The sequence below is a fragment of the Trichormus variabilis 0441 genome (genome assembly GCF_009856605.1).
In the GTDB taxonomy this organism is placed as follows: Bacteria; Cyanobacteriota; Cyanobacteriia; order Cyanobacteriales; family Nostocaceae; genus Trichormus; species Trichormus variabilis.
Genome location: NZ_CP047242.1, coordinates 2,505,059 through 2,529,826, shown reverse-complemented (window position 1 = coordinate 2,529,826; position 24,768 = coordinate 2,505,059). Strand labels below are relative to the sequence as shown.

Genomic DNA, 24,768 nt, shown 5'->3' with positions numbered 1-24,768 from the left:
ATCTATAGTATTTTATGGCGACAATATTTATGTTTTTTAACTATGATAAATATAGTTGCTTATTAGAGGTTATTTATAAAGTAAAAATAAAATTGCTGCCAGGGAACCATTGCGTTACGGATGTTTGCTGCGTTGTAGCAACTGGCGTGGTGTTAGTATCTGTATATGTCCAGGTTTTGGTGGGCAATGCCTACTACGGATAATTCACAAATTCAATAGTAATCTTATATCTTAACCACGGATTACGTATTACAAATTACAATTATTATGAGCCTCCGCGCACTGCTATTAGTAAATCGTCATGCCCGCCAAGGACAAGCGCGTCTATTGGAGGCAATTAATCATCTGAAGAAATTTAATTTTCAGTTAATCGAAGAATCAACAGAACATCCTAAGCACCTTTCTCAAGTTATACATAAGTATAAATATCAAGTCGATTTAGTCATAGTTGGAGGGGGTGATGGTACATTAAATGCTGTTGTTGATGCTTTAGTAGAAACACAATTACCTTTAGGAATTTTACCACTAGGAACTGCTAATGACTTAGCTAGAACACTAGGAATTTCTAACTCATTGCCCGAAGCTTGTAGAACAATTGCCGAAGGAGAATTAAGACGTATTGATTTAGGTTGGGTAAATGGTAAACACTTTTTTAATGTTGCTAGTTTAGGACTAAGTGTAAAAATTACCCGCCGACTGACCAAAGAATTTAAACGTCGCTGGGGAATATTTGCTTATGCTGTTACAGCCATGCAAGTTATTTGGGAATCTCGTCCTTTTAGTGCAGAGATTCACTCTAAAGACAGAGTTTTTCGTATCAAAACTGTACAAATTGCTGTCGGAAATGGCCGCTATTACGGCGGTGGTATGGCTATAGTTCCCGACGCTAGTATTGATGACCAAAGACTAGACCTTTATAGTCTAGAAATTAGTCATTGGTGGGAAATTATTCCCTTATTACCTGCAATGCGAAATGGCCGACACATTCATCGACAAAACGTCCGCGCCCTCAACGGCCAGGAGTTTGAAGTTTATACACGTAAACCCCGTGCTATCAATACCGATGGTGAAATCACAACCTATACCCCCGCCACATTTCGCGTTATTCCTAAAGCTGTAGCTGTTTTAGTTCCGCCAGTGTGAAGTATAAATGTTTGCGACTCCTACGCCCCTACACCCTGACACCCGGTTTCAACAGAAAATCTGGGTGCGTAAGTTGTATTGATATGTTGTATTTATTTTATTTAGATTAAGTGGGATTATTGTGGCAATTCACCTCAATTCACACCAAGTGCGTTTAAGCTTTTCTCAAGAAATTAAGTCATTGCTGCAACGTTTAGCCGAACAGCATTTGACACTTGGCGACATTTTGGCGGAAACCTCAGAACGTGGTTTTAGCTTGGTAATTGCATTATTGGTTTTGCCTTTCTTATTTCCTATGCCACCAGGGGCAACCGGGCCTTTTGGTGCTGCTTGTCTGATATTATCGGTACAGATGGTTTTGGGTAGGCGATCGCCTTGGCTACCTAAAAAAATCGCTCATTATAAATTCCCCCGTCCTTTTGCCCAGTTTCTTCTTCAAAATCTGCGGCGTGTCACCAAGATTGTAGAGAAAATTGCCCGTCCCCGCTTAAGTAAAATTGCTGATAACCCTTTAACTTGGCGTATCAATGGGTTTTGTATATCTTGGTTGACAATATTACTCATCTCACCAATTCCCTTAACTAACCCGATACCTACTGTAGGTATTTTATTATTAGCGATCGCCACAATTGAATCTGATGGTTTACTAATTTGCCTCAGCTATGTCGTTACTGCTGTCATTACAGCCGTATTTGCATTTATTGGTTACGGTTTATGGTTGGCTCCTAGTATTCTACCCTCTATCTTTAAATAGATAATTAGTCGGGGTTTGTTTTTTAAAACTCTATGTAAAGCGGCTGTAGGTACAGGTGATATTAAGAGTTTGTTCAGTCCCTGATAGGGATTTTTGTTAGTTAAAACAACGTGGGTTTGATAAATTCGGAATAACCCCTCTCCAAACCTCTCCCCGACGCGGGGAGAGGCTTAAAACCCTGATTATTTGGTACTTGGTTGTGGATTTTTAGCCCCTTCCCTTGTAGGGAAGGGGTTGGGGTTAGGTTTCGTCGAACTAACACTAAAACAAGGCAATGGAAGAATCAAGTGTCCTAGCTGCGCCATTTCAATCCCTGATAGGGATTTTTGTTAATTAAAACTAGCCGCATCACTAGTACAGCAACAATTAAGCGATGTTTCAATCCCTGATAGGGATTTTTGTTAATTAAAACGTTCATGGGGGCGAACTCTGTACCCTCGTAGGCGGTTTCAATCCCTGATAGGGATTTTTGTTAATTAAAACGTCTTCCCGCAAATCGGCTTCTATCTTTTTTCTGGTTTCAATCCCTGATAGGGATTTTTGTTAATTAAAACGCGATCGTCTGCACCTAGTTTTTGAATTTTAATGGTTTCAATCCCTGATAGGGATTTTTGTTAATTAAAACCTAACCTCAGAAGCGCTAACCTCAGAGGCGCTGTTTCAATCCCTGATAGGGATTTTTGTTAATTAAAACTAGCCGCATCACTAGTACAGCAACAATTAAGCGATGTTTCAATCCCTGATAGGGATTTTTGTTAATTAAAACGTTCATGGGGGCGAACTCTGTACCCTCGTAGGCGGTTTCAATCCCTGATAGGGATTTTTGTTAATTAAAACGTCTTCCCGCAAATCGGCTTCTATCTTTTTTCTGGTTTCAATCCCTGATAGGGATTTTTGTTAATTAAAACGCGATCGTCTGCACCTAGTTTTTGAATTTTAATGGTTTCAATCCCTGATAGGGATTTTTGTTAATTAAAACCCCAAAGTTCTTGAGACATTGACCAAGCTTTTCTAGTTTCAATCCCTGATAGGGATTTTTGTTAATTAAAACTACTTTTAGACCTAGATCCAAAACAACTATATAGGTTTCAATCCCTGATAGGGATTTTTGTTAATTAAAACTCACTAATGAACCTGAAGATTTTGCAATTCCTGGTTTCAATCCCTGATAGGGATTTTTGTTAATTAAAACCTCTCCGCGTCCTTGGTCTGAGTGGTCATCTGCTGTTTCAATCCCTGATAGGGATTTTTGTTAATTAAAACTTGATAAAGTGCTGGGAATAGTCAGGGATAGGCTTAAGCTAAGTTTCAATCCCTGATAGGGATTTTTGTTAATTAAAACCCGCAGAGGATAACTTTCTTAAAATCACTACCGACTTGTTTCAATCCCTGATAGGGATTTTTGTTAATTAAAACCAAAGCCATACAGCAGCCAATCAAGAAAATAATTGTTTCAATCCCTGATAGGGATTTTTGTTAATTAAAACTCTTAGCGTGTCTCTAGCCACCCAGGGTGTACTAGTGTTTCAATCCCTGATAGGGATTTTTGTTAATTAAAACGTTGCTGTAGTTTGCCATCTGGTGTGAGATGCTTCGTTTCAATCCCTGATAGGGATTTTTGTTAATTAAAACGACACCAGAACCAGATGAATTAAAAGCCAAAGAGTTTCAATCCCTGATAGGGATTTTTGTTAATTAAAACATTTGAAAGTTGAAAAGCATTATGTACTGTTGCCGCAGTTTCAATCCCTGATAGGGATTTTTGTTAATTAAAACGTTCCTGTTTCCGCCACTTTGCCGGGACTAGTCTGTTTCAATCCCTGATAGGGATTTTTGTTAATTAAAACCAAATTCAACTCCTACAACAAGAGCTAGAAAAAACTAAGTTTCAATCCCTGATAGGGATTTTTGTTAATTAAAACTAGTCTTTCTGTGATGTAGCGGAAGACTAAGCATGTTTCAATCCCTGATAGGGATTTTTGTTAATTAAAACTAAGCCATGAAAGCTTTCAACATTCCAAATTAATTGGTTTCAATCCCTGATAGGGATTTTTGTTAATTAAAACGATCATCTGGATCAAGTCATATACAGCAAGGGTTTGGTTTCAATCCCTGATAGGGATTTTTGTTAATTAAAACTTAAAATCGCTGGAATAACGGAGAGGATGGGATTCGGTTTCAATCCCTGATAGGGATTTTTGTTAATTAAAACCTGATGGCATAGGCTTAAGGAACAATTGTTCCTGTTTCAATCCCTGATAGGGATTTTTGTTAATTAAAACCGTTGCCCCAGATGTACCTGCTAAAAACGGATTTACGCTTGTTTCAATCCCTGATAGGGATTTTTGTTAATTAAAACTTTTGAATAGTAATTGTATTAGCATCTTGTACTGGTTTCAATCCCTGATAGGGATTTTTGTTAATTAAAACAGGAGGAAAATGGAAATAATACTAATAATTATTGGTTTCAATCCCTGATAGGGATTTTTGTTAATTAAAACTTATCAACTTCAGTTACTAGTTAGAAATAAGTTAGTTTCAATCCCTGATAGGGATTTTTGTTAATTAAAACGTTATTTCTTCCGGCGGTTTATTAGTTAGCTCAACCTTAGTTTCAATCCCTGATAGGGATTTTTGTTAATTAAAACTTGAATTTAATTGGTTTAGCTAGGGCGATGTTAGGTTTCAATCCCTGATAGGGATTTTTGTTAATTAAAACTCAAACTGATGCACAAAGGCAATTGACCGCAGGTTTCAATCCCTGATAGGGATTTTTGTTAATTAAAACGTCGGAAGCTATTGCCTTGAAGTGGCATAACGTTGTTTCAATCCCTGATAGGGATTTTTGTTAATTAAAACAAAAGCAAAAACATTCATAACGCGAGAAAAACCAGTTTCAATCCCTGATAGGGATTTTTGTTAATTAAAACAGCCGGGGTCTAGAAGGCTTACTATATTTAGTTTTCAAGGTGCGGTTGCGTCAATCTGAACCTAAGGTAGCTTTTCAGCCATTGAGTTGTCAAGAGTAGCAGCTTAAAAAATAGCGAAAAAGCTACCCTGGTAAGAGATTCAAGCGATCGCGTCAACCTCGTACTGAAGCCAAACAGATGCAAATCCTTACAGCATAAGCATTTCAGCCGTAAAATTTGGTACTGGGAAAAAAACACCTAGAGGTTGACGCTCATCCTCGCCACTCCTTAGCGTTCATTGAGAGTCAAAGTTTGATGAATTTGAGTTAACAGGTCTTCCATTGAGATGGAACGTGGGACAATTTGGGTAGCGATCGCTTTTGCCACATCTGTGATGGATTCTGACTCCTGCTTTTTATGATGAGTCAGTCTACTGCGAGAAGTAACTTGAGTGCGACTTAATTGTTGGTCAATAACTAAAATCGGTGGCAAATTACAGGGTAAATCCTGTAATGCTTTCAAAGCATTGACGGCTTCTGGATGGATAGCTGATTCTCCTAGACAAATCAGCAGTAAATCGACGCTATTATGGCCAATTTGTTGTAAAACTTCTGCCCAACAGCGCGCCATTGTGGCTTTCAAGCCAGCTGTTTGTAAGTACTGAATTAAAGCTTGGAACCATTCAGTTCCCCGTTCTGCAACTTCTCCACGGCTGACAGTTCTTCTCTCTGTACCAGAACCCTTGACTGGCTTGCGTCTAGCTTGTGGTAAATCCTCTAACATGGTCAAGTCTACTACAAAGATACTTGGTGGGTAGCAGATACCGGAGGCAATTTGTAACACCGATAGTAAGGGATCGACTTTACCTTTGCGTAGTTCGCTGTCCTGATCTTTCACACGGGGTGTTAAACAAGGAAACACCGAAAGACCAGGGATTTGGGAAGCAGCCAAGGTTGTTTCCACGTCACAAGTGACTAAAGGTAAAGCGGCTAGGCGGGGATGCTGAGTTAACTGTTGTAAATAAGCTTTGGCTAGAGAAGTTTCTACATCCAACAGAATGACATCAAACTGCCAAACCCTGGCTAAAAGTTCGGCTTGGTCTAAATCATCCACTTCAATCACCCGGTGTTCTTGTAGTGAAGGATGGGGATTGATAGACTCCAGTTCCACATCCACTAACCGCAGAATCCGTAGAGTCTTTTTTGATTGATTCCTTTCGTTAATCCCTAAACCTAGTGACTGCACCGTCGATTTGCCACATAATTTATCTAACAATGGTGTCAGGGATTGCTGTTCTACTGGCAAGCTGAGGAAACCATCGGCGCGGTTAGCAAAGGCTATTTCTTTTTCTGCCCCTGTAGCGGTCACAACTACCGGAATATGACGAGTTGCGCTATCAGATTTCAGCAGAGTCAGCACATCCCAACCAGACAGCAAAGGTAACAGGGGATTTAAAAAGATGGCTTTTGGTTGTAAACGCCTGGCTTTTTCGACAGCTTCTGTTCCTGAACGAGCAATTACTACTCGATAGCCTAAAGTTTTCAGTTGGTCGGTTAAATCTTCTATATATCGGGCTACAGCTTCCACCACTAGGACTAATCTTTGACAGGAAACTGGATGATTTTGTCCAGTATTAGTTACCCGATTGCGGGTGTTGGAGGTGGGCATATCTTCTACTTCCACTTCCGACTCAGAAAAACCACTGCTGGGTGGGCTAGGTGGTAACAACAAGGTAAATTGACTGCCTTTACCTTCCCGCGACAAAAAGCTGACATCACCGCCGTGGAGACGAGCTAAAGCCCTAGTTAAGACTAGTCCTAAGCCTGTACCTTCAAATTGGCGAGTCAGAGGATTTTCTAATTGTTGGAACTTTTGAAAAATTAAATGTTGTTGGTGTTCGGGAATACCAATCCCTGTATCCCAAACTGTAAAGGCAATCCATCCTTCCCAGTGACTGACTCTTAAGCCAATTTCCCCGGATATTTCTGTAAATTTGAAAGCGTTAGACAGCAGGTGAACTAGCATTTGCCGCAGACGCAGTTCATCAGCCACTATCTGGTCTAAGTCCAGTTCAATGGAAAGTGTAAATTCTGGCGTAGATTGGCGAGTGGCTTCTGTGGTGCTGCCTTTACTAGTTTGATTATGGATCGCTTTGGCTTCAGAAAGGGCGCGATCGCACACAGCCCGAATACTCACTGGTACTGGGGTCAATTCCATTTGCCCTGTTTCCATGCGAGTTAAATCCAAAATGTCATTTACCACGCTCATCAGGTGGCGACCACTTTGGTGAATTAGCCCCGCATAACGGGCTTGGCGTTCGTTCAGTTCCCCCAACTGCTGGTCTACTAGCAACCGCGATAAGCCTAAAACTGCCGTTAAGGGTGTTTTCAACTCATGACTAATACAAGCTAAAAATTCATCTTTTAAGCGATTTAACTGAATGAGATCAGCATTTTTAGCTGCAAGTTCTTTACAAAGTTGCTGCTGTTCTGTGACATCCGTCGCCAACACCAGCCATAAATCATCGGTGTTGGGCAATTTTAAATCGGTATTGTCTAACAGAATTTTGGCAAACTGCCAAACTCGCTCCTGTCCGTTCTGCACTTCTACCACACAGGTACAAGTACCCATTTGACTATCTAAAAAGCAGCGACTAGAGCTAGTTTTGGCGCTGGTTGTTGGTTCGTAGGGTGACAGGGGTAGCAAACCTGTGGCTGGTATTTGGGCTAACTCCTCTCCTACTTGCTCATAGCCTTGAATATGATTTGTACCTGTGGTACTTCTTTGACCAACATATTCTGGCTGTTTAATCCTGGTAGCTGCCAAAATGGCTTCCACTTGTTGACGCACACCCTCTGGATCTTTCAACGCTCCCAATTGTTGCCACCAAGCTAAATTTCGTGTTAACACTTCACCTGCACTGGTTTGCAACATGAGAGGCCAAGGTAGACGCTCTAATAACTGTACCAATGGTTGGAGTTGGTCACCTCTAGACGCTGGTGAAGTATCTCGCAGAGAACGGGCGACATCCTGCAATGAATGTAGCGTCGGCGTTCCACTCTCCATAGGTGATCCCCTCAAATCAGCCTCGACACCATCTATATATGTAGAGTTAGGGGCATATGTAGAGTTAGGGGCATGAGAATGATTCGCTGTTTGCTCTTTTGCCAATGCTGCCAATAAACGTACACTGTCGAGAATCCCCAAGAATTTACCTTCTTCATCAACCAGTACATATTCCCAGTTATGGGCTTGGTGATACCGCCAAAATACGCCTAATTGCTCTACACTATGGCTGGCTGGTAATATCTGTATTGGTTCAATTAAGGCTTGACTAAAGGTTGACAGTGGCTGTTGTAAGTTTAAAAATAGTTCATTACCTGTGGCTGCTAACAACTTCCGTGCTAGCTGGCCAGAGTGCAGCAACCCAACGGGGCATTGCTGCTCATTTACTATCACCAAGCGATCGCCAAAGGCGGGCGGTAGGCGATCGCATTGCTGTTGCTCAAAAACCTCCAGCACCATTGCCAGAGTACTTGTTTCTAAGCAACTGGTTACATTGGCTAGAAATTCATCAAGCGGATACTGTAGCATTGACATAAGGCTTTGGGGGATCATTCTTCCTCTGAAAGCCTCTAGCTCCACCATAAGCATTGGAGCAGATAGTGTTACTGCCGGAGGCAATATCTTTCAAGAAGACTCATATAAGAGATTTTGGTAGAGCTTTAACACTATTGAAACAATAGATTGGTTCTCTCGAACACTGCTATTTGCATTCACTAGCTTTCAGAGCGGTGACATTTTCCTTTGCTCCTCCGAACTCTGGCAAGATCAGCACGCCAGTTTTCTACAGATGTTTCAATTTTTTGTTGATAATGACGGCTAGAACAATTATGGCTCCAAACATTCGCTTTAGAACCTTGAGGAATTATAATGATTGAGAATGCGACAATACTTTAATTCCGTTTAAGTATCTTATCAAGGAGCAGAATAGGAAATCTCTATTCAGATAGATATACATCTGTAAATCATGAATTAGCTAACGTATTTTCGACTATGTGCAACTTTACAAAATTTAATCATTTTACCTATTTACTATTACAGATAGACAAATGAGTAAAAGACCATAACTCTATGTTTTGACATAGGCTATCTTTTAACAATGGGATTACTAATTTAAAAAATACCAATTATTCTCACTAATTTTCATACCTCTATGGATGACAGTAATTGCAAAATACACAAGTATGTAAATGCTACTATTAATATTGGTTCTTCCACCAGATGTTAAAGAAAATTTAGATCATCCACTAAAACTAGCTACTGGTGCAGTATTACGCACATGGCCGTGGATTTTAAGGTGGTCTACAAACATTTCCCCATCCCTCTCGTCTCTATTTGCTGCCATCAGTACAAAAACCTATCACTTACTGAGATGGTTAAAACCAGAGACTAACGGAAATCTTTTCAGTAAATCTCCTTATTCGTATGCCAAAAGCAACAAGCACAGTAGGTTTGTCAGCACATGACTCAAGAAGTTGATCAGCAAGTATTATTGCAGCAACTCAAATCAGATTATCGCCAGATTCTTTTAAGTTACTTTACTACAGACAAAGCATTAAAAGAAAAAATTGATAAATTTATCAATGCAGTATTTTGTGCTAATATTCCTGTGCCAGAAATTATTGAAATTCATATGGAACTAATTGATGAATTTTCTAAACAACTACGACTAGAGGGCAGAGGTGATGAAACTTTAATGGATTATCGCCTCACCCTGATAGATATCCTGGCTCATCTTTGTGAAGCCTATAGAGGGGCAATCTTTAAATAATAGAATTTCCTTACACCATAAGTAGTCACAAAAAAGAAACATAACTGACTACAAAATTCATGAAGATACCTTATATTGAAATGCTTACTTCTATCATCTACCTTTATGAATAAAGCCAGAAAGACATACGTCCTCAAGCTTTACGTAGCAGGCAATACACCGAACTCAGTCAGGGCGTTAAAAACACTCAAAAATATTTTAGAACAGGAGTTTCAAGGTATTTATGCCCTAAAAGTAATTGATGTGCTGAAGAATCCACAATTAGCAGAAGAAGATAAAATATTAGCCACCCCAACATTATCAAAGATTTTACCCCCACCAGTCCGCAAAATCATTGGTGATCTTTCAGACCGTGAAAGAGTTCTGATTGGTTTAGATTTGTTGTATGAAGAACTAACAGAAGAAGATTGGGAAGCACAAAGTAGTCTTTAATCTTTGGTGTTAAAAATAATTTACCAACTTTAGTCATATAAAAACTGGGGATAGCACCCCATTATTAGCAAACGATGAGTGAGAAAGAGCAGCCGGAACAACAAAATACATCTGGTAATGGTGTAGAAAAAATTCGCACAATGATTGAAGGCTTTGACGATATTAGTCATGGCGGCTTACCTGTTGGTAGAACTACGTTAGTCAGTGGAACCTCTGGAACAGGCAAAACTTTATTATCTCTACAGTTTCTCTTTAACGGTATTAGCTTCTTTGATGAACCAGGTGTATTTGTCACCTTTGAAGAATCGCCCAGCGACATCATCAAAAATGCTCATATTTTTGGCTGGAACTTACAACGCCTAATTAATGAGGGTAAATTATTTATTCTGGACGCATCTCCAGACCCAGAAGGCCAAGATATCGTTGGCAACTTTGATCTTTCCGCATTAATTGAGCGCTTGCAATATGCAATTCGTAAATACAAGGCCAAACGAGTATCCATCGACTCCATCACCGCCGTATTCCAGCAATATGAAGCAGTGGGGGTTGTACGTCGAGAGATTTTTCGCCTAGTAGCGCGTCTCAAACAACTCAATGTCACTACAATAATTACCACCGAACGCAGCGAAGAATATGGGCCAGTAGCCTCCTTTGGTGTAGAGGAATTTGTATCCGATAACGTGGTCATAGCCCGTAACGTTTTAGAAGGAGAACGTCGCCGCCGCACCATTGAAATATTGAAATTGCGTGGTACAACTCACATGAAAGGTGAGTATCCTTTCACAATTACCAATGATGGTGTGAACATTTTCCCATTAGGAGCAATGCGCTTGACTCAAAGGTCTTCTAATGTCCGGGTTTCTTCTGGTGTCAAAACTCTAGATGGAATGTGCGGTGGTGGGTTCTTTAAAGACTCAATCATTTTAGCCACAGGGGCTACCGGTACGGGTAAAACCCTGTTAGTGAGTAAATTCTTACAAAATGGCTGCGTCAACAACGAGCGAGCGATATTATTCGCTTATGAAGAATCACGCGCTCAACTATCTCGGAATGCTTATTCTTGGGGTATTGATTTTGAAGAATTAGAAAGCCAAGGTTTACTGAAGATTATTTGTACCTACCCAGAATCAACTGGGTTAGAAGACCACCTGCAAATTATTAAGTCCGAAATTGCCTATTTTAAACCAGCAAGAATTGCTATTGATTCCCTATCAGCACTAGCTAGAGGTGTAAGTAATAATGCTTTCCGGCAGTTTGTTATTGGTGTCACAGGTTATGCCAAACAAGAAGAAATTACGGGCTTCTTTACTAACACAACTGACCAATTTATGGGATCTCATTCCATAACCGACTCTCACATCTCTACAATTACCGACACAATCTTAATGCTACAGTACGTAGAGATTCGTGGGGAAATGTCAAGGGCAATTAACGTATTTAAGATGAGAGGTTCCTGGCACGACAAAGGAATTAGAGAATATAATATCACGGCAGATGGTCCAGAAATTCAAGATTCTTTCCGTAACTACGAAAGAATTGTCAGTGGCTCTCCAACCCGCGTTAGTATTGACGAGAAAGCGGAACTTTCTCGGATAGTCCGACGTTTTGAAGACAAACAGGGTTCCGATTCCTAAATTTGGTATCGTACTATATTCCTCTTTAAATTTAGTATCGTGCTATATTCTGTGGTGAAGAAAAGTTTTCTGCCGCCAGATCAATTTTCGTGTGAGGGGATGCGGTGAAAGGACAACACTTATTCTATAGTTTCTTGCCTGGTGTAACAGCAGCAGTATTGACGACTCAGCCAGCTGTGGCTGAAGCAATGAAAGTAAGTAGTGTACAACTTGTGCCTTCTTCTAGTGTTGTGACTACTCAAAATAGTCAAACTTTGCTAGTAGACAAAAATCAGACACAACTGCCTAATGCTACAGTCCAGATTTTTCCAGACATCATTCCCACTTCTGGTGTGACTACACCAAATTTACAATTTTCCAGTAGTCACAGTCACCCAGTAATCTTGACAGAAAATACTGGTATCGATAGAGAACAAAAATCCCGAAAAGATGAAGTTAAAAATTTCCCTCTCAAATCTAAACTGACTCTTTCTCAAAGGCTAAAACAAAAGCGTTTTCCCAGCCAACAAAAACAAATTAACTCAGGGATTACTAAACCGAAGTTAGTAACAAAAGTAGCTTCTGCTACCTCTACTACGCTGCTGGCTGGACAACAAACTTTTTCTCCGTCTTATATACAAAATCCTGCGCCACAGAAAAAACTGCAAACCCAGTTACCAATGGTTTTACAGGCAACAGCAAATCACGTCGGCGCAGCAAAACTCCTAAATATCAGCAGTTGCTCACCACAAACTTGTCAACTCACCAAGCTAACCGGACAGCAGATAGCTCAGGGTAATACTACACAAGACCCTACTGCTGCTCCTGTACCGGAAGAATCAACCATAGTAGATATTCAAGCGCCGACAGATACTCCTGTCCAGACGGAATCAGTACCAGCAGATACTCAGTCACCAAGAGTTGCACCTGTCCAGACGGAATCAGCGCCAGTAGAGACTCAAGCACCTGTAGGTGCTGTAGAAGTGCCACCAAACCTGATTCCCAATGCCAATCCTCTGCAATTTCCCACCAAACCAGAAGAAGTGACACTCAAGGAGAATCAGCCGATTACCTTGACTCAGGCGCTGGAACTGGCACGGCGGAGCAATCGGGATTTACAAGTTTCTCTGTTGGAACTGCAACGCACTCAAGCCCTGCTACGAGAAGCACAGGCAGCTTTATTACCTAATTTATCTGTCAGTAGTGATGTTACCCGCAGTCAGTCTGCCGGCGGTCAACTCCAGAACGAACTGATTAGTAAACAGGGGGGAGTTGGCAACAACGATGAACCTGGTACAGCCTTTAATAGCCAAGCACAATTATCCTACGACCTTTATACTTCTGGGAGAAGGAAAGCTGCTATTCAAGAAGCTGAGGAACAAGTACGTTTTAATGAATTGGATGTAGAGCGTCAGTCAGAAGAAATTCGCTTGAGCGTGACTAGAGCATATTACGACTTGCAACAGGCAGATGAACAAGTCCGTATTGCTCGGTCGGCGGTAGAAAATGCCCAAGCTAGCTTGCGAGATGCGGAAGCCTTAGAAAGGGCTGGGGTGGGTACTAGATTTGATGTGCTGCGATCGCAAGTAAACTTAGCTAATAACACCCAACAGCTAACCAATAACCTATCTCGGCAACAAACCACTCGCCGTCAACTAGCAACCCTGTTAAGCATTCCTCAGGCGGTAAATATCAGCGCTGCCGACCCTGTACAATTAGCAGGGCTGTGGAACCAATCCCTAGAACAAAGCATCATCCTCGCTTATCAAAACCGTCCCGAATTGCATCAGCAGTTGGCACAAAGAAACATCAGCGAGCAACAACGTCGGCAAGCATTAGCAACCTTGGGGCCACAAGTCAGCTTCGTTGCTAACTACAACTTACTGGATCAGTTTGATGATGGTGTCGGTCTGACTGACGGTTATTCTGTTGGGGTGAGAGCAACCTTAAATCTGTACGATGGTGGAGCCGCTAGAGCCAGAGCATCCCAAGCTAGAGCTAATATTGCGATCGCCGAAACTCGATTTGCTAGCCAGCGAGACCAAGTCCGCTTCCAAGTAGAGCAGGCCTTTACCAACCAACGCTCCAACCTAGAAAACGTGCAAACTGCCAATGTTGCCCTAGAACAGGCTAGAGAAGCACTGCGTCTAGCGCGGTTGCGTTTCCAAGCTGGTGTAGGTACTCAAACAGATGTGATTAACTCAGAAAACGACTTAACACAGGCTGAGGGTAACAGAATCACTGCAATTCTCGATTACAATCGTGCCTTAGCTGAACTACAACGTGCTGTTACTTCTAGAGCATTAATTAGTAGTCAGTAGTCGGTAGTCAACCGTCAACTAACCATAACCTATAAACTATGGACTATGGACTACTGATTATTTACTCATGACAACAGTTACATCACAAGAAATAGCATTGTTTCGCTCTCAATTGGCAGATGATCTGGGAGCAATGGAGGCTTTGGACTTAATTGAGGACTGCGAAGGAGATTTAGAAGATGCGGCGATGACACTAGCCATCAAAGCAGGACAAGAACCAGAACGAGCTAACGCCGAATGGTTAGATGCTCTGGCAAGAAAGTGGCGTGCTGTTATTTGTGAGCCAGAATTCCGTAGTTCCTTGCTTAACGGCTCAATTATCGAGATGATGGCTCATCTCAAAACCATGCCCACATTCCCGAATATTTTGGCAACACCAGTTTTGATATATATTCTCAAGCAAGGTGTTAATGACTTTTGTGAGCCTTTAGATGCGCTTAAGTGAGCAGGTAGGGGATTGGGGATTGGGGACTGGGGACTGGGGACTGGGTAAATTTTTCTCCCCTGCTCCCTGCTCCCCTGCTCCCTGCTCCCCTGCTCCCTGCTCCCCTGCTCCCTGCTCCCCTGCTCCCTGCTCCCCTGCCTCCCCTGTTCCCCTACCTCCCCTGCTCCCCTGACTCATTTCCTCACTGTCTGCATTGATGGAACAATGACTGATACCCTGTTAATTAGGGCAAAATTTTTATCAGACAAATTTTTCTATCAATGAATTACCTTGTAGCCGTATTACCAGATCGCATCCAAGCAGAAGCTGCTTACTTAGCCTTAGAAAGAGAAGGTATTAATAGCACTATCTTAGGTAGAGGGTATAAAACTGCTGATGAGTTTGGCTTGATTGATCCCAATCTCCAAGCTAAAAAGCAAGTGAAGCTAATGGCATATTGGTTAGTACCATTCGGCTTTTTTGCCGGTTTTACCTTTAGCTACATCACTGGTTTGAATACCTTCGCCTGGGCGGGTGAAATTGGTAATCACGTTGTAGGCGGTATTTTAGGCGCTGCTAGTGGTGCTATGGGTAGTGTAGTTGTTGGCGGAGGAGTAGGCTTAATTATTGGTGGTGGTGATGCTTTACCTTACCGTAATCGCTTAGATGCAGGTAAATACTTGATTGTAGTTCAAGGCTCGGAAACACTGTCTCGCCAAGCAACCCGAATATTGCGCCAGTTTGAGCCAGAAAATATCCAAGGTTACGCTGATACAAGTCCTGTGTAAGGAGTTGGGGATTGGGGATTGGGGATTAGGTAAGTATCGAACGATAACGACTGACAACCGACAACCGACTATATAAAAATGCTGCCACGAGAAGAACTTTTAAAGGGTGTTGAAAATCGAGATAGTGTAGCTCGTGTAATTGACCAAGCAGAGCAAGCTATTAAGACTTGGGAAGTGGTTGTGACAGATTTTTTTTCTCCGCCGGAGTTGGCAGAGATTCAACGGGTGTTTAGTCGGTTAACAGACGTGCAGTTGGTGGCTTGGGGTGGATATCCGCAAGCAGAACGCCAAAGATTAGCGATCGCCCGTGCTGAGTTACCCTTAGATCAATCTCAAGTTAGCCTTGTGGTACTAGAAATTGCAGGTAATTTCCTATTTGACTCGGCGACTCACCGCGATTTTTTAGGCGCAATGCTGGGAACTGGGATTGTCAGGGAGAAAACTGGCGATATTATTGTTTTGGGTGAACGGGGAGCGCAAGCCATTGTAGTTCCAGAGTTAGCAGAATTTTTGCAAATTCATCTTAATCAGGTGCGTTCTGTTCCTGTGAAAACCCAACCCATTGAGCTAGCTGAATTAAAAGTTCGGGAACCGAAGAAGAAAGAATTGACGACAGTAGAAGCTTCTTTGCGGTTAGATGCGATCGCCTCTGCTGGTTTTGGGATGTCTCGCAGTAAGATGGTAGACTTGATTGATTCCGGTGATGTCCGTGTCAATTGGAAAGAAGTCACCCAAGCCAGTTCCCAAGTAAAATCAGGTGACTTAATCGCTATTCGCGGTAAAGGACGCTTAGAAGTTGGAGAAATTGCCGTAACGAAAAAAGAACGTTATCGTGTCCAACTGACTAGATATATGTAAGTTGAGAGTTGACAAATTAACAATTCAAAATTCAAAATTCGTCTTGAAAAGTTTCCTACGGCGGGAAACCCGCCTACAGAACTTTCCGCAAAATTCAAAATTAAAGACATTTTCAGTTTGGTAGGCTTATTTTAGTAGGGTGCGTCAGTGCGATAGAACCTAACTATACTCAGAAATTATTCATCCTGACGCACTCTACATTTTGGATATTGTTTTATCTGGAAGTATCTGACAACTAAGCTTTAAAGTGTTTAGCTAAAAGACTAAGCAAAGTTTTGCGTGGTACAAGTCGAGCCACATTGCTTCTAAGTTGGGTACTAGTATCACTGATAATTACCGTTGGTTCCCAGTTTTCCAAGGCTTTGAGTGATTTCAAGACAACTTCTTCAGAACTCATTACCTTATTTGTGGTTTCCGCCAAAGCTTGGGGAAAATTAGCCTCAGTAAAAAAGTCAGTTTCTGTTGGCCCTGGACAAGTAACTAAAACACGAACACCATATTGGCGATTTTCTGCCCATAAAGCTTCACTAAAACTCACAATAAAAGCCTTACTTGCGGCATAAACGGAAAGATAAGGTATCGGTTGAAAGCCTGCAATAGAAGCGACGTTAATAATGCTTCCCGAACGGCTTTGACGCATTAAAGGCAAGAATCTATGGGTTAAATCTACCAATGCTAAAACGTTTAACTGGACAATTTTAATTTGTCTTGTGCGATCGCTTTCGGCAAAGTCACCATAATCGCCGAACCCAGCATTGTTAATTAAACAATCAATTGTCAGTCCTTGGCTTTTGGTGATATCAAATACATCCGCGACTGCATCTGTTTCTGTTAAGTCTTTAGCGATTACATCTACTTGAATTTTGTGCTGCTGTTGTAATTCTTGAGCTAATTGATGTAACTTATCTTGCGATCGCGCTACAAGCACAAGATTTGTCTGACGCGCCGCTAATTCTTGAGCAAAGGCTTTACCTATACCGCCAGAAGCACCCGTAATTAAAGCAGTTGGCATTTGAGATAATAAGTATTTTCTTATGCTACTTATAAATTTTAACAATATATCTTATGGTCGTTAGTCATTTGTAAAAATCCAGTACCGTAGATTATTGACCTGATGACACGCTGTCTTATTTCTGCCAGTTAAGTTTTTTGGGTGATGATGGGAATACTAGTATCATAGATTATACTTTATCTCTATGTATCGCCTCAATCAAAGAGCCTGGAAACTATTGCTAGCAGAAGTGGAAAAATGTAGTGGTAATGACCAAGTTAGTAAGATTGAACGGGAAATAGTAATTAAACGATTAGAGAAATTGCGTTTAGAAACAGGCTCTCCTGCTCAGATAGACGAGTTACGGGATATATTTTTGGACATATATCCGCAATTTAATGAGAAAGTCCTCAAGCAAGCTGCAAAAGCAAATCAAGCGCCTGGACTTTTTACCAAAATCAAATGGACAGTAATTCTCGTGGGTAGTTCGGCGGGGATTGTCTGGGTAGTGAATTTACCTTATCCCATGATTCGCTGGCCTGTGGCGAGAACAGTACCAATCCTACTGTTACCCAGCTATATGAGTATGGATTATCACTATCGGGGAGTAATTCAAAATCTGGAGCAAGCTGACCAGTTAATTAATAAAGCTACTAGTTCATTTGATATTGAGGAGGGTGCAAAAAAGGTTCAAGAAGCACAAAAACATCTAGATAATCTACCAGTTTGGTTTCTCGGATATTATCCCCAGGCTTACTGTAGTTTGTTTGGTTGCAGTTGGCGATTTACTTTAGATGAGTTTGAAGCAGCTCGTCAACGGACTGCACGAATTAGTGCTGTTGTTTTTCAAGACAAGAATGCTTTAACACCACTTAATCAAGGTGAACTAGCCATAGAATTGGCGAAAAAACAATATGAACAAGCGGCTAATAGCAAAGATAGAGAACAGGCGATCGCTTCTTGGCAAGCGGGAATCGACCAGTTAGAAGAAATTCCCGCACAAACATTAGCTGCAAAAACCGCAAAAGCGAAGCTAAGAGCCTACACACGGGATTTTGAAAACGCTCGAATTGGTAGTTTCATTGTCGCGGCTCAAGAATTTGATCTCGCCGCCGAGAAAATCAAGCAAACACAGCCGCAAACAGCCTCGGAACTATGGCAACAAGCCATGAGCCGCATTAACCAAGTTCCCTTAGAAAACCCTAGATACTTGGAAGCACAAAAGTTATTGGCAATTTACCAGGGCAAAATTCAGGGCATTGTTGATCCTAAAAGTGGCAAATTAATTGAAGGTGCCAAACAATTTGCCTTGGCTGCGGCTCAAGCCTCCCAAAACCCACCACATACAGAAACAAAATGGAAGCAAATTGCTAAACTGTGGTCAACAGCAATTGAGCAATTAGAAAATGTGCGCGTAGAAGAACCCGGTTATGTGGAAGCGCAGAAGTTATTAGCAAATTACCAAACCAACTTAGGAATTATCGAAACTCGACTGCAAGCTGAAACTGAGTCGCAGTCATCACTGAAACAAGCTAATGAACAAATTCAAAGTTTGATTGCGGCTCCTCCCTCTGACCCGCAACAGTTCCAAGGTCAAATACAAGGGATTATCAATCAGCTAAATACTATCAAACCTGGAACAACAGCCTACCCGGAAGGGCAAAGACTAATGGCTTTGGCACAGAAGCGACTGAAACAATAAAACTTTGCTTTTATGAAAAATGTGTGTTACTGTTATAAATCGTGTGGTTAAGGACGTATAGCTCAGTTGGTTAGAGCGCTACGTTGACATCGTAGAGGTCACTGGTTCGAATCCAGTTACGTCCATCCCGTAAATATATCTTACTTGATTTGCAAAAACTTATCTAAGGCTGACACCATACTAGGCGGCCAGCGACGGATGTTTTTTACCCAGTTCATATCTTTATATCGGGTATCTAAACCATAAGCCGCTACCCAGTTGCTTTCGGCTTCACCTTGTTGTCCGTTTACCCAGTAAATAGCTGTTAGGGCGGCGCGGACATCTGCGAAGTTGGGGTATTTACGAACAATATTACGCATCTCCCGGATTGCCTCATCTTTTTGCCCAGTTTCGTAAAGGGCAATGGCGTAGTTGGCACGGGCGAAGGCAAAGTTTGGGGCAATTTCAAAGGATTTTTTGTAATCTGCGATCGCTTCCGACCATTTCCCTAAACCTGCTTTAGCATTACCCCGATTGTTATAGGCCATTGCATCGTTAGGGTCGAGGTCTAGGACATGATTATAATCAGCGATCGCTTCAGACCATTTCCCTAAGCCTTCTAATGCTGTACCCCGATTTAAATACGGGTCGGTAACATTCGGGGCTAATTCTATAGCTTTGTTGAAATCTGTCAGCGCTGCTTGTAACTTATTCTGACTCACCCGCGAATTGCCGCGATTACTCCAAGCCCCAGCATTAGTAGGGAAATTATCAATAATTTTTGTCCAATACTTTTCTGCGGTGACAAAATCACCTTTATTTGTGGCCTTAAATGCCTGATTTTTCCATTCCTCCCCTTGTGCTATTTGTTCCTGGGTAATCGATGGTTGCGGAGATTGTGCCATGACTGGTGTACCCCAGCCAAACAAAACTAATAAGCTGAGAACAACACTAATTAACTTAATTATCATCTGGGTTGAGTTGTGGCTAGGGGGTTGGGGATTGGGGATTGGGGACTGGGGACTGGGGATTGGGGACTGGGGACTGGGGATTGGGGACTGGGGATTGGGGATTGGGTAGTGTAAAACGATTGACCAATTACCGATTACCCTTTACCCATTACCTATTACCAATCATTAAAGTAAAGATAGCTGCTCGTTTGGTGGCGTAAATCCCATGTGTTTATAGGCGGCTTTGGTGGCTGTGCGACCACGGGGAGTCCGACTGAGATAGCCAATTTGCATCAGGTAAGGTTCGTATACTTCTTCTATTGTTTGGGTATCTTCTCCGGTCGCGGCGGCAATTGTTTCTAAACCTACGGGGCCACCGTTAAATTGCTCGATAATCACACTGAGCATTCGACGGTCTGTCCAATCGAGTCCGCATGGGTCTACTTGAAATAGCTGTAGTGCTTCGGCAGCAATATTTTGGCTAACTTCTGTGCAGGATTTTACCTGTGCATAATCGCGGACACGTTTAAGTAAGCGATTGGCGATACGTGGTGTTCCCCGTGAACGACGGGCGATTTCTGTGGCTCCGTCGTCGGTAACTTGGGTTTGGAGTAACTGAGCGCTCCGCAGGACTATTTGGCTGAGTTCGTCAACTTCGTAAAAGCGCAGTTTTTGAATTAAGCCGAAGCGATCGCGCAGTGGTGAAGTTAAGGCACCTACGCGGGTTGTTGCCCCCACTAAGGTAAACTTAGACAAAGGTATACTCCGAATCCGAGCGCTGGAACCTTTACCCACGGTGATATCTAAGCGGTAATCTTCCATTGCCGGATAGAGAATTTCTTCGGTCATCCGCGAAAGTCGATGGATTTCATCAATAAATAAAATATCACCGGGTTTGAGGTTCACTAGTAGCCCGACAATATCTCTGGGACGTTCTAAGGCGGGCGCACTAGTGATTTTGTAATTGACTCCCATTTCCGAAGCTAATATCATTGCCATTGTTGTTTTACCCAATCCTGGCGGGCCATACAGTAGCAAGTGATCCAAAACTTCACCCCGCGACTTGGCTGCTTTGATGGCAATGTCCAGCACGTCTTTCAGGTCTTTCTGTCCGATGTAGTCGGCGAATTTTTGTGGTCTGATACTTTCTTCTTGCTTACCTTGCTCATCAATAGCAGCTTCAGGTTGCAAAACCTTCTCTTTAGGGGCGGCTGGTGCTGACTCCGGGCGCTTGTTTGGCTGTCCGTTGGGTTCTGGGGGCTGTTTTTTTGAGGAGATGATCGCCATAATTCAGCTTGCAACTCTAAGTTTAGGACTGTTTGCGTTAATTCTTCGCCGTAATACTGGTAGTAGAAATGGTGGCGAAGATTTTGGTGAGAAAATACACAGGTCAATTTAAAATTTAAATTCCGGACAATTACCCAGGAGTAAAAAATTATTATGTTATCTAAAAGAATCTTACCTTGTTTAGATGTGAAGGCGGGACGGGTAGTTAAAGGAGTTAACTTTGTTGATCTCAAGGATGCTGGTGATCCGGTAGAACTGGCCAAGGTTTACAACGATGCTGGGGCTGATGAGTTAGTGTTTCTGGATATTACGGCTACTCATGAAGACCGGGATACGATCATTGACGTTGTTTACCGGACTGCCGAGCAGGTCTTTATTCCCCTGACTGTAGGTGGTGGTATTCAATCCTTAGAAAATGTTAAAGCTTTGTTACGCGCTGGGGCAGACAAGGTTAGTATTAACTCTGCGGCAGTACGTGACCCAGAATTGATTGATCGGGCGAGCGATCGCTTTGGTAATCAGTGCATCGTTGTAGCGATTGATGCTAGACGCAGAGTAGATCCCAGTAATCCCGGTTGGGATGTTTACGTGCGTGGTGGTAGAGAAAACACGGGTTTGGATGCCTTATCATGGGCGAAAGAAGTGGAAAAGCGCGGTGCAGGTGAACTCTTGGTAACGAGTATGGATGCTGATGGTACTCAAGCTGGTTACGATCTAGAGTTAACACGGGCAATTGCTGAGTCTGTAGAAATACCAGTTATTGCTTCTGGTGGTGCGGGTAACTGTGAACATATATACACTGCTTTAACTGAAGGGAAAGCGGAAGCTGCTTTATTGGCATCGCTGCTACATTACGGTCAACTCAGCGTGGCTGAAATTAAGAATTATTTGCGTGATTGCCAAGTTCCAGTCCGCTTATACGCATAGTTCTAAAGACATCATGGAATTTACATTACGTCTAGCACAAGTCGGGTACAGTTCTCGAAAAGGATGTTAAGATTGATTTACAAGTATTAATAAATATTAAAAAATATGTTGATTCCTATTTTATTATTTGATGTAGCCTTGGTGGCATGGTCGCTGCACCTAATGGAGAAGGCTGTGGAGAATAAGGAATTCTCTCTTATGTTGGCAGGGACATTAGTGGCGCTGGCTGCTGCGGCTATGTTAGTAGTCTACTTTCTCATGGGGCATTGTATGAGCTATCTGTTACAAGTTAAGTAATCAGTAACCAAGAGCAAGTATAGTGAAATCCTATTTATAATATTGGTTAAACTTGAGGAACTTGTGAGGATTGAGGGACTGACAAATAAAATCTAACTAATCACTGCCTCAGCACAATAGTAGGAAGCTTTTATCATTCCTAACCTCTACAAATATTATTGGTGCAATGGTAATTTAATAGTGAAAGTAGTTCCTTGTCCCTCACCCAGGCTATTCACATGAATCGCCCCGCCGTGTAATTCTATGAGATAACGGGCGATCGCTAACCCTAAACCCAAACCATGTTGTTTATGTTGGCAGTCCGCTTGACGGTAGCGCTCAAAAACGTAGGGTAAAAATTCTGACTTAATCCCAATACCTGTATCAATCACTGTGATGTGAGCTTCAGAGTCTGTATATGATAGTTGGACTGTGATCTGTCCTTCTGGAGGTGTGAATTTAATCGCATTTGAAAGCAGATTGCCTAAAACTTGTAACAAGCGATTGATATCACCAGGAATCAGTGGAATTGATTCATCTATCACCGACTTTAAATGAATATCTTTAGCTTTGGCTGAGGGATAAGCAGTCTCAATTGCTACGCCGATAATAGCAGGTAACTCCACTAGGCAAAACTCCAACTGTAACTTACCCCTGAGGATACGAGACATATCCAGTAAGTCCTCCAAAAGTTTTGACTGTGATTGTGCGTTGCGTTCAATGGTTTCTAACGCACGGGTAAATGTGCTTTCATCAAGCTGGCGAGTTCGTAACAATTGTGACCAGCCGAGAATTGCATTCAATGGCGATCGCAAATCATGAGATACCATCGCCACAAACTCATCTTTCGTTTGATTGGCGGCTTCTGCTTCCGCACGGGCTAATTTTTCTAATTGCAATAGTTGGTCGCGTTCTGCTTCCGCAAGTTTGCGATCGCTAATATCGGTTGCACTACCGACTACTCGCACTGGCTGGCCATTTTCATCTCTGGTGATTATCCCTTGATCTAATACGTATAAATACTGATTGTTTTTGTGTCGGATGCGATATTCAAAAGTATAATGAGTTTGATTAACAGGTGGATTTTGGAATTGCTCAACCAAAAAGTCCTGGTCGTCAGGATGAATTTGCTCTTGCCACCATTCAATATTTGGGGTGGCTTCCTCCACAGAGTAGCCTAAAATCCGGGTCAATCCCTCCGTCCTAGTGACCGTACCTTTTTTTATATCCCATTCATAAATGAGAGAATTCACGGCGGCGGCAGCTAGTCGGAAACGTTCATTGCTAGAGCGTAGTTCTTCTTCAGCTTGCTTACGAGCGGTGATATCAAAGGCTGTACCGACTATTTGGCGTGGTGAACCATCACTGTTTCTCATGAACACAGAATTACGACTAAAAAACCAACACCATCCACCATCAGCGTGTCGCATCCTATACTCATGTTCGATGATGTCTCCATCTTTGGCTGAGTCAAACTGCTGAAATACTTGCGGAAGCCGAACTAAATCCTCAGGGTGCATGAATGTGATGAGAAATTCTTTTCCCAAATTTTGAATTGTTTGGGGAGTATGACCTAATAAATTACCAACCTTACCATTGATATAAACATTCCGCTTTTCGACTAAATCGTGAACGTACAAAATCCCCGGAGTGGTTTCTGCAATGCGTTCAATAAATTTTTGGCTGTCGTGTAATTGCTCCTGACTCCGGGAAAGTTCTTGGCGTAATCGCGTTTGGATAATTGCAGAGTGAAGAGTGGAACGCAAACGTTCTGCTGTCGTTTGTTCTTTCACTAAATAGTCATGAACACCACTTTTCATTGCTTGTACGGCGATCGCTTCATTACCGTAACCCGTTAACATGACTATAGCTGGCATACTTCCTTGCAGCAGCTTTTGTAATTCAGCCAGAAGTTCTAGTCCATCTTGGTCTGGCAGTAAAAAGTCTAATAAAATTACATCAGGTTGCAACTGCCGACATAATTCCAGTGCCTCCTCTCCTGATTCTTGTTCCAGAATTGTATAGTGATGCTCTTGGTCTTGCTGGAGATAGCGGCGATAAACTTGGCGATCTTCAGCACAATCATCAATAATTAAAACGGTTAGCGGTTGTGCCATGACTAATTGCTAACAGCATCAGGAAGAATCACAATATCTAACCAATAAGTTAAAAAGCTTTGAATAGTTTTAACTAAACGGTTAATATCTATAGGCTTAAGGATATAACTAGCGGCGCAATATTGGTAACATATTTCAATATCTTTAGGATTACAAGAAGTTGTGAGGACAATCACAGGAATATGTTTGAGATTATGATCCTGTTTAATTTGCGCTAATATTTCTCGCCCATCAGTTCCCGGTAAATTTAAATCAAGCAAAATAATCGAGGGACAAGGAGCCGTTGCTGGGTCGAGATAAGCTCCTGTATGGTAGAGAAAATCTAAAGCATCTTCACCATCAGTGCAACGAAAAACAGGATTTAAGACAACTTCTCGTTGCATGACTCGCTGCAAAGCCTCAAAATCTTCGTCGCTATCTTCAATTACTAATAAAGGTTGGGTGTTGCTACCAATCATCTGGG

General features: G+C 42.0%; 19 protein-coding genes, 1 tRNA gene and 1 CRISPR repeat array. Of the genes, 14 read left to right on the top strand and 6 right to left on the bottom strand.

Translation table 11 applies throughout. The features are described from left to right. Positions 1-267: 267 nt before the first annotated feature. Together GSQ19_RS10365 and GSQ19_RS10360 are read left to right on the top strand one after the other, a co-directional pair. Positions 268-1,143 (top strand): lipid kinase, encoded by an 876-nt coding sequence (locus tag GSQ19_RS10365; RefSeq protein WP_011317871.1) that lies wholly within the window; start codon positions 268-270, stop codon positions 1,141-1,143. A 121-nt stretch (positions 1,144-1,264) separates the two neighbouring features. Continuing rightward, positions 1,265-1,897, top strand: coding sequence for an exopolysaccharide biosynthesis protein (locus GSQ19_RS10360; protein ID WP_011317870.1), 633 nt, complete (start codon positions 1,265-1,267; stop codon positions 1,895-1,897). Between the two features lie 303 nt (positions 1,898-2,200). After that, a CRISPR array of direct repeats spans positions 2,201-4,827; the repeat unit is 37 nt; unit sequence GTTTCAATCCCTGATAGGGATTTTTGTTAATTAAAAC. A gap of 267 nt (positions 4,828-5,094) precedes the next feature. Here the strand turns inward: GSQ19_RS10360 and GSQ19_RS10355 are convergent. Beyond that, positions 5,095-8,406 carry a hybrid sensor histidine kinase/response regulator gene (locus GSQ19_RS10355; protein ID WP_041456631.1) on the bottom strand — a complete coding sequence of 1,104 codons (3,312 nt, stop codon included), beginning with the start codon at positions 8,404-8,406 and terminating at the stop codon, positions 5,095-5,097. Between the two features lie 925 nt (positions 8,407-9,331). Between GSQ19_RS10355 and GSQ19_RS10350 the strand changes: the two genes are divergently transcribed. The 7 genes from GSQ19_RS10350 to GSQ19_RS10315 all read left to right on the top strand — a co-directional run bounded on the left by GSQ19_RS10350 (position 9,332) and on the right by GSQ19_RS10315 (position 16,076). Then, positions 9,332-9,640, top strand: coding sequence for a circadian clock protein KaiA (locus GSQ19_RS10350; RefSeq protein WP_153228496.1), 309 nt, complete (start codon positions 9,332-9,334; stop codon positions 9,638-9,640). A 105-nt stretch (positions 9,641-9,745) separates the two neighbouring features. After that, the gene (gene kaiB / locus GSQ19_RS10345) at positions 9,746-10,072 is read left to right on the top strand and encodes a circadian clock protein KaiB (RefSeq protein ID WP_011317867.1); all 327 of its coding nucleotides are present in this window, start codon (positions 9,746-9,748) and stop codon (positions 10,070-10,072) included. Positions 10,073-10,146: 74 nt separating this feature from the next. Further along, positions 10,147-11,706, top strand: a complete 1,560-nt coding sequence (kaiC, locus tag GSQ19_RS10340; RefSeq protein ID WP_011317866.1) for a circadian clock protein KaiC — start codon at positions 10,147-10,149, stop codon at positions 11,704-11,706. A 104-nt stretch (positions 11,707-11,810) separates the two neighbouring features. Then, positions 11,811-14,006: a TolC family protein gene (locus tag GSQ19_RS10335; RefSeq protein ID WP_011317865.1), complete on the top strand. Its 2,196-nt coding sequence runs from the start codon at positions 11,811-11,813 to the stop codon at positions 14,004-14,006. A gap of 67 nt (positions 14,007-14,073) precedes the next feature. After that, positions 14,074-14,451, top strand: coding sequence for a hypothetical protein (locus GSQ19_RS10330; RefSeq protein WP_011317864.1), 378 nt, complete (start codon positions 14,074-14,076; stop codon positions 14,449-14,451). Between the two features lie 260 nt (positions 14,452-14,711). Then, complete coding sequence (locus GSQ19_RS10320; protein WP_011317863.1) at positions 14,712-15,218, top strand: hypothetical protein; 507 nt, start codon at positions 14,712-14,714, stop codon at positions 15,216-15,218. A gap of 78 nt (positions 15,219-15,296) precedes the next feature. After that, positions 15,297-16,076 carry a photosystem II electron transport protein, Sll1252 family gene (locus tag GSQ19_RS10315; protein ID WP_011317862.1) on the top strand — a complete coding sequence of 260 codons (780 nt, stop codon included), beginning with the start codon at positions 15,297-15,299 and terminating at the stop codon, positions 16,074-16,076. Between the two features lie 235 nt (positions 16,077-16,311). On the opposite strand, the gene GSQ19_RS10310 is transcribed toward GSQ19_RS10315, so the two are convergent. After that, on the bottom strand, positions 16,312-17,088 hold the full coding sequence (locus GSQ19_RS10310) for an SDR family NAD(P)-dependent oxidoreductase (protein ID WP_011317861.1): 777 nt from the start codon (positions 17,086-17,088) through the stop codon (positions 16,312-16,314). Positions 17,089-17,272: 184 nt separating this feature from the next. Between GSQ19_RS10310 and GSQ19_RS10305 the strand changes: the two genes are divergently transcribed. Further along, the gene (locus GSQ19_RS10305) at positions 17,273-18,769 is read left to right on the top strand and encodes a hypothetical protein (protein WP_011317860.1); all 1,497 of its coding nucleotides are present in this window, start codon (positions 17,273-17,275) and stop codon (positions 18,767-18,769) included. A gap of 51 nt (positions 18,770-18,820) precedes the next feature. Then, a tRNA-Val gene (locus GSQ19_RS10300) sits at positions 18,821-18,894 on the top strand. Positions 18,895-18,909: 15 nt separating this feature from the next. On the opposite strand, the gene GSQ19_RS10295 is transcribed toward GSQ19_RS10300, so the two are convergent. Then, complete coding sequence (locus tag GSQ19_RS10295) at positions 18,910-19,716, bottom strand: tetratricopeptide repeat protein (protein ID WP_041456630.1); 807 nt, start codon at positions 19,714-19,716, stop codon at positions 18,910-18,912. On the opposite strand from GSQ19_RS10295, the gene GSQ19_RS29700 reads away from it, so the two are divergent. After that, positions 19,652-19,828, top strand: coding sequence for a hypothetical protein (locus GSQ19_RS29700; RefSeq protein WP_162470532.1), 177 nt, complete (start codon positions 19,652-19,654; stop codon positions 19,826-19,828). The genes GSQ19_RS10295 and GSQ19_RS29700 overlap by 65 nt on opposite strands. Positions 19,829-19,884: 56 nt before the next feature. Here the strand turns inward: GSQ19_RS29700 and ruvB are convergent, their stop codons facing one another. Next, positions 19,885-20,985 carry a Holliday junction branch migration DNA helicase RuvB gene (gene ruvB, locus GSQ19_RS10290; protein WP_011317858.1) on the bottom strand — a complete coding sequence of 367 codons (1,101 nt, stop codon included), beginning with the start codon at positions 20,983-20,985 and terminating at the stop codon, positions 19,885-19,887. A 153-nt stretch (positions 20,986-21,138) separates the two neighbouring features. Between ruvB and hisF the strand changes: the two genes are divergently transcribed. Continuing rightward, positions 21,139-21,912, top strand: coding sequence for an imidazole glycerol phosphate synthase subunit HisF (hisF, locus tag GSQ19_RS10285; RefSeq protein ID WP_011317857.1), 774 nt, complete (start codon positions 21,139-21,141; stop codon positions 21,910-21,912). A gap of 105 nt (positions 21,913-22,017) precedes the next feature. Then, complete coding sequence (locus GSQ19_RS10280) at positions 22,018-22,209, top strand: hypothetical protein (RefSeq protein ID WP_011317856.1); 192 nt, start codon at positions 22,018-22,020, stop codon at positions 22,207-22,209. A gap of 155 nt (positions 22,210-22,364) precedes the next feature. Here the strand turns inward: GSQ19_RS10280 and GSQ19_RS10275 are convergent, their stop codons facing one another. Both GSQ19_RS10275 and GSQ19_RS10270 read right to left on the bottom strand, forming a co-directional pair. After that, on the bottom strand, positions 22,365-24,305 hold the full coding sequence (locus GSQ19_RS10275; RefSeq protein ID WP_011317855.1) for a hybrid sensor histidine kinase/response regulator: 1,941 nt from the start codon (positions 24,303-24,305) through the stop codon (positions 22,365-22,367). 2 nt (positions 24,306-24,307) lie between these two features. Continuing rightward, positions 24,308-24,763 carry a response regulator gene (locus tag GSQ19_RS10270; protein WP_011317854.1) on the bottom strand — a complete coding sequence of 152 codons (456 nt, stop codon included), beginning with the start codon at positions 24,761-24,763 and terminating at the stop codon, positions 24,308-24,310. Positions 24,764-24,768 lie beyond the last annotated feature (5 nt).

Excerpts from the sequence above, each read along its gene's own strand:
- GSQ19_RS29700 (WP_162470532.1), top strand. The coding sequence starts at position 19,652 with ATGACTGGTGTACCCCAGCCAAACAAAACTAATAAGCTGAGAACAACA.
- GSQ19_RS10350 (WP_153228496.1), top strand. The coding sequence starts at position 9,332 with ATGACTCAAGAAGTTGATCAGCAAGTATTATTGCAGCAACTCAAATCA.
- kaiC (WP_011317866.1), top strand. The coding sequence starts at position 10,147 with ATGAGTGAGAAAGAGCAGCCGGAACAACAAAATACATCTGGTAATGGT.
- GSQ19_RS10280 (WP_011317856.1), top strand. The coding sequence starts at position 22,018 with ATGTTGATTCCTATTTTATTATTTGATGTAGCCTTGGTGGCATGGTCG.
- GSQ19_RS10270 (WP_011317854.1), bottom strand. The coding sequence starts at position 24,763 with ATGATTGGTAGCAACACCCAACCTTTATTAGTAATTGAAGATAGCGAC.
- GSQ19_RS10330 (WP_011317864.1), top strand. The coding sequence starts at position 14,074 with ATGACAACAGTTACATCACAAGAAATAGCATTGTTTCGCTCTCAATTG.
- GSQ19_RS10310 (WP_011317861.1), bottom strand. The coding sequence starts at position 17,088 with ATGCCAACTGCTTTAATTACGGGTGCTTCTGGCGGTATAGGTAAAGCC.
- kaiB (WP_011317867.1), top strand. The coding sequence starts at position 9,746 with ATGAATAAAGCCAGAAAGACATACGTCCTCAAGCTTTACGTAGCAGGC.
- GSQ19_RS10355 (WP_041456631.1), bottom strand. The coding sequence starts at position 8,406 with ATGTCAATGCTACAGTATCCGCTTGATGAATTTCTAGCCAATGTAACC.
- GSQ19_RS10320 (WP_011317863.1), top strand. The coding sequence starts at position 14,712 with ATGAATTACCTTGTAGCCGTATTACCAGATCGCATCCAAGCAGAAGCT.
- GSQ19_RS10365 (WP_011317871.1), top strand. The coding sequence starts at position 268 with ATGAGCCTCCGCGCACTGCTATTAGTAAATCGTCATGCCCGCCAAGGA.
- GSQ19_RS10315 (WP_011317862.1), top strand. The coding sequence starts at position 15,297 with ATGCTGCCACGAGAAGAACTTTTAAAGGGTGTTGAAAATCGAGATAGT.
- ruvB (WP_011317858.1), bottom strand. The coding sequence starts at position 20,985 with ATGGCGATCATCTCCTCAAAAAAACAGCCCCCAGAACCCAACGGACAG.
- GSQ19_RS10305 (WP_011317860.1), top strand. The coding sequence starts at position 17,273 with ATGTATCGCCTCAATCAAAGAGCCTGGAAACTATTGCTAGCAGAAGTG.
- GSQ19_RS10275 (WP_011317855.1), bottom strand. The coding sequence starts at position 24,305 with ATGGCACAACCGCTAACCGTTTTAATTATTGATGATTGTGCTGAAGAT.
- hisF (WP_011317857.1), top strand. The coding sequence starts at position 21,139 with ATGTTATCTAAAAGAATCTTACCTTGTTTAGATGTGAAGGCGGGACGG.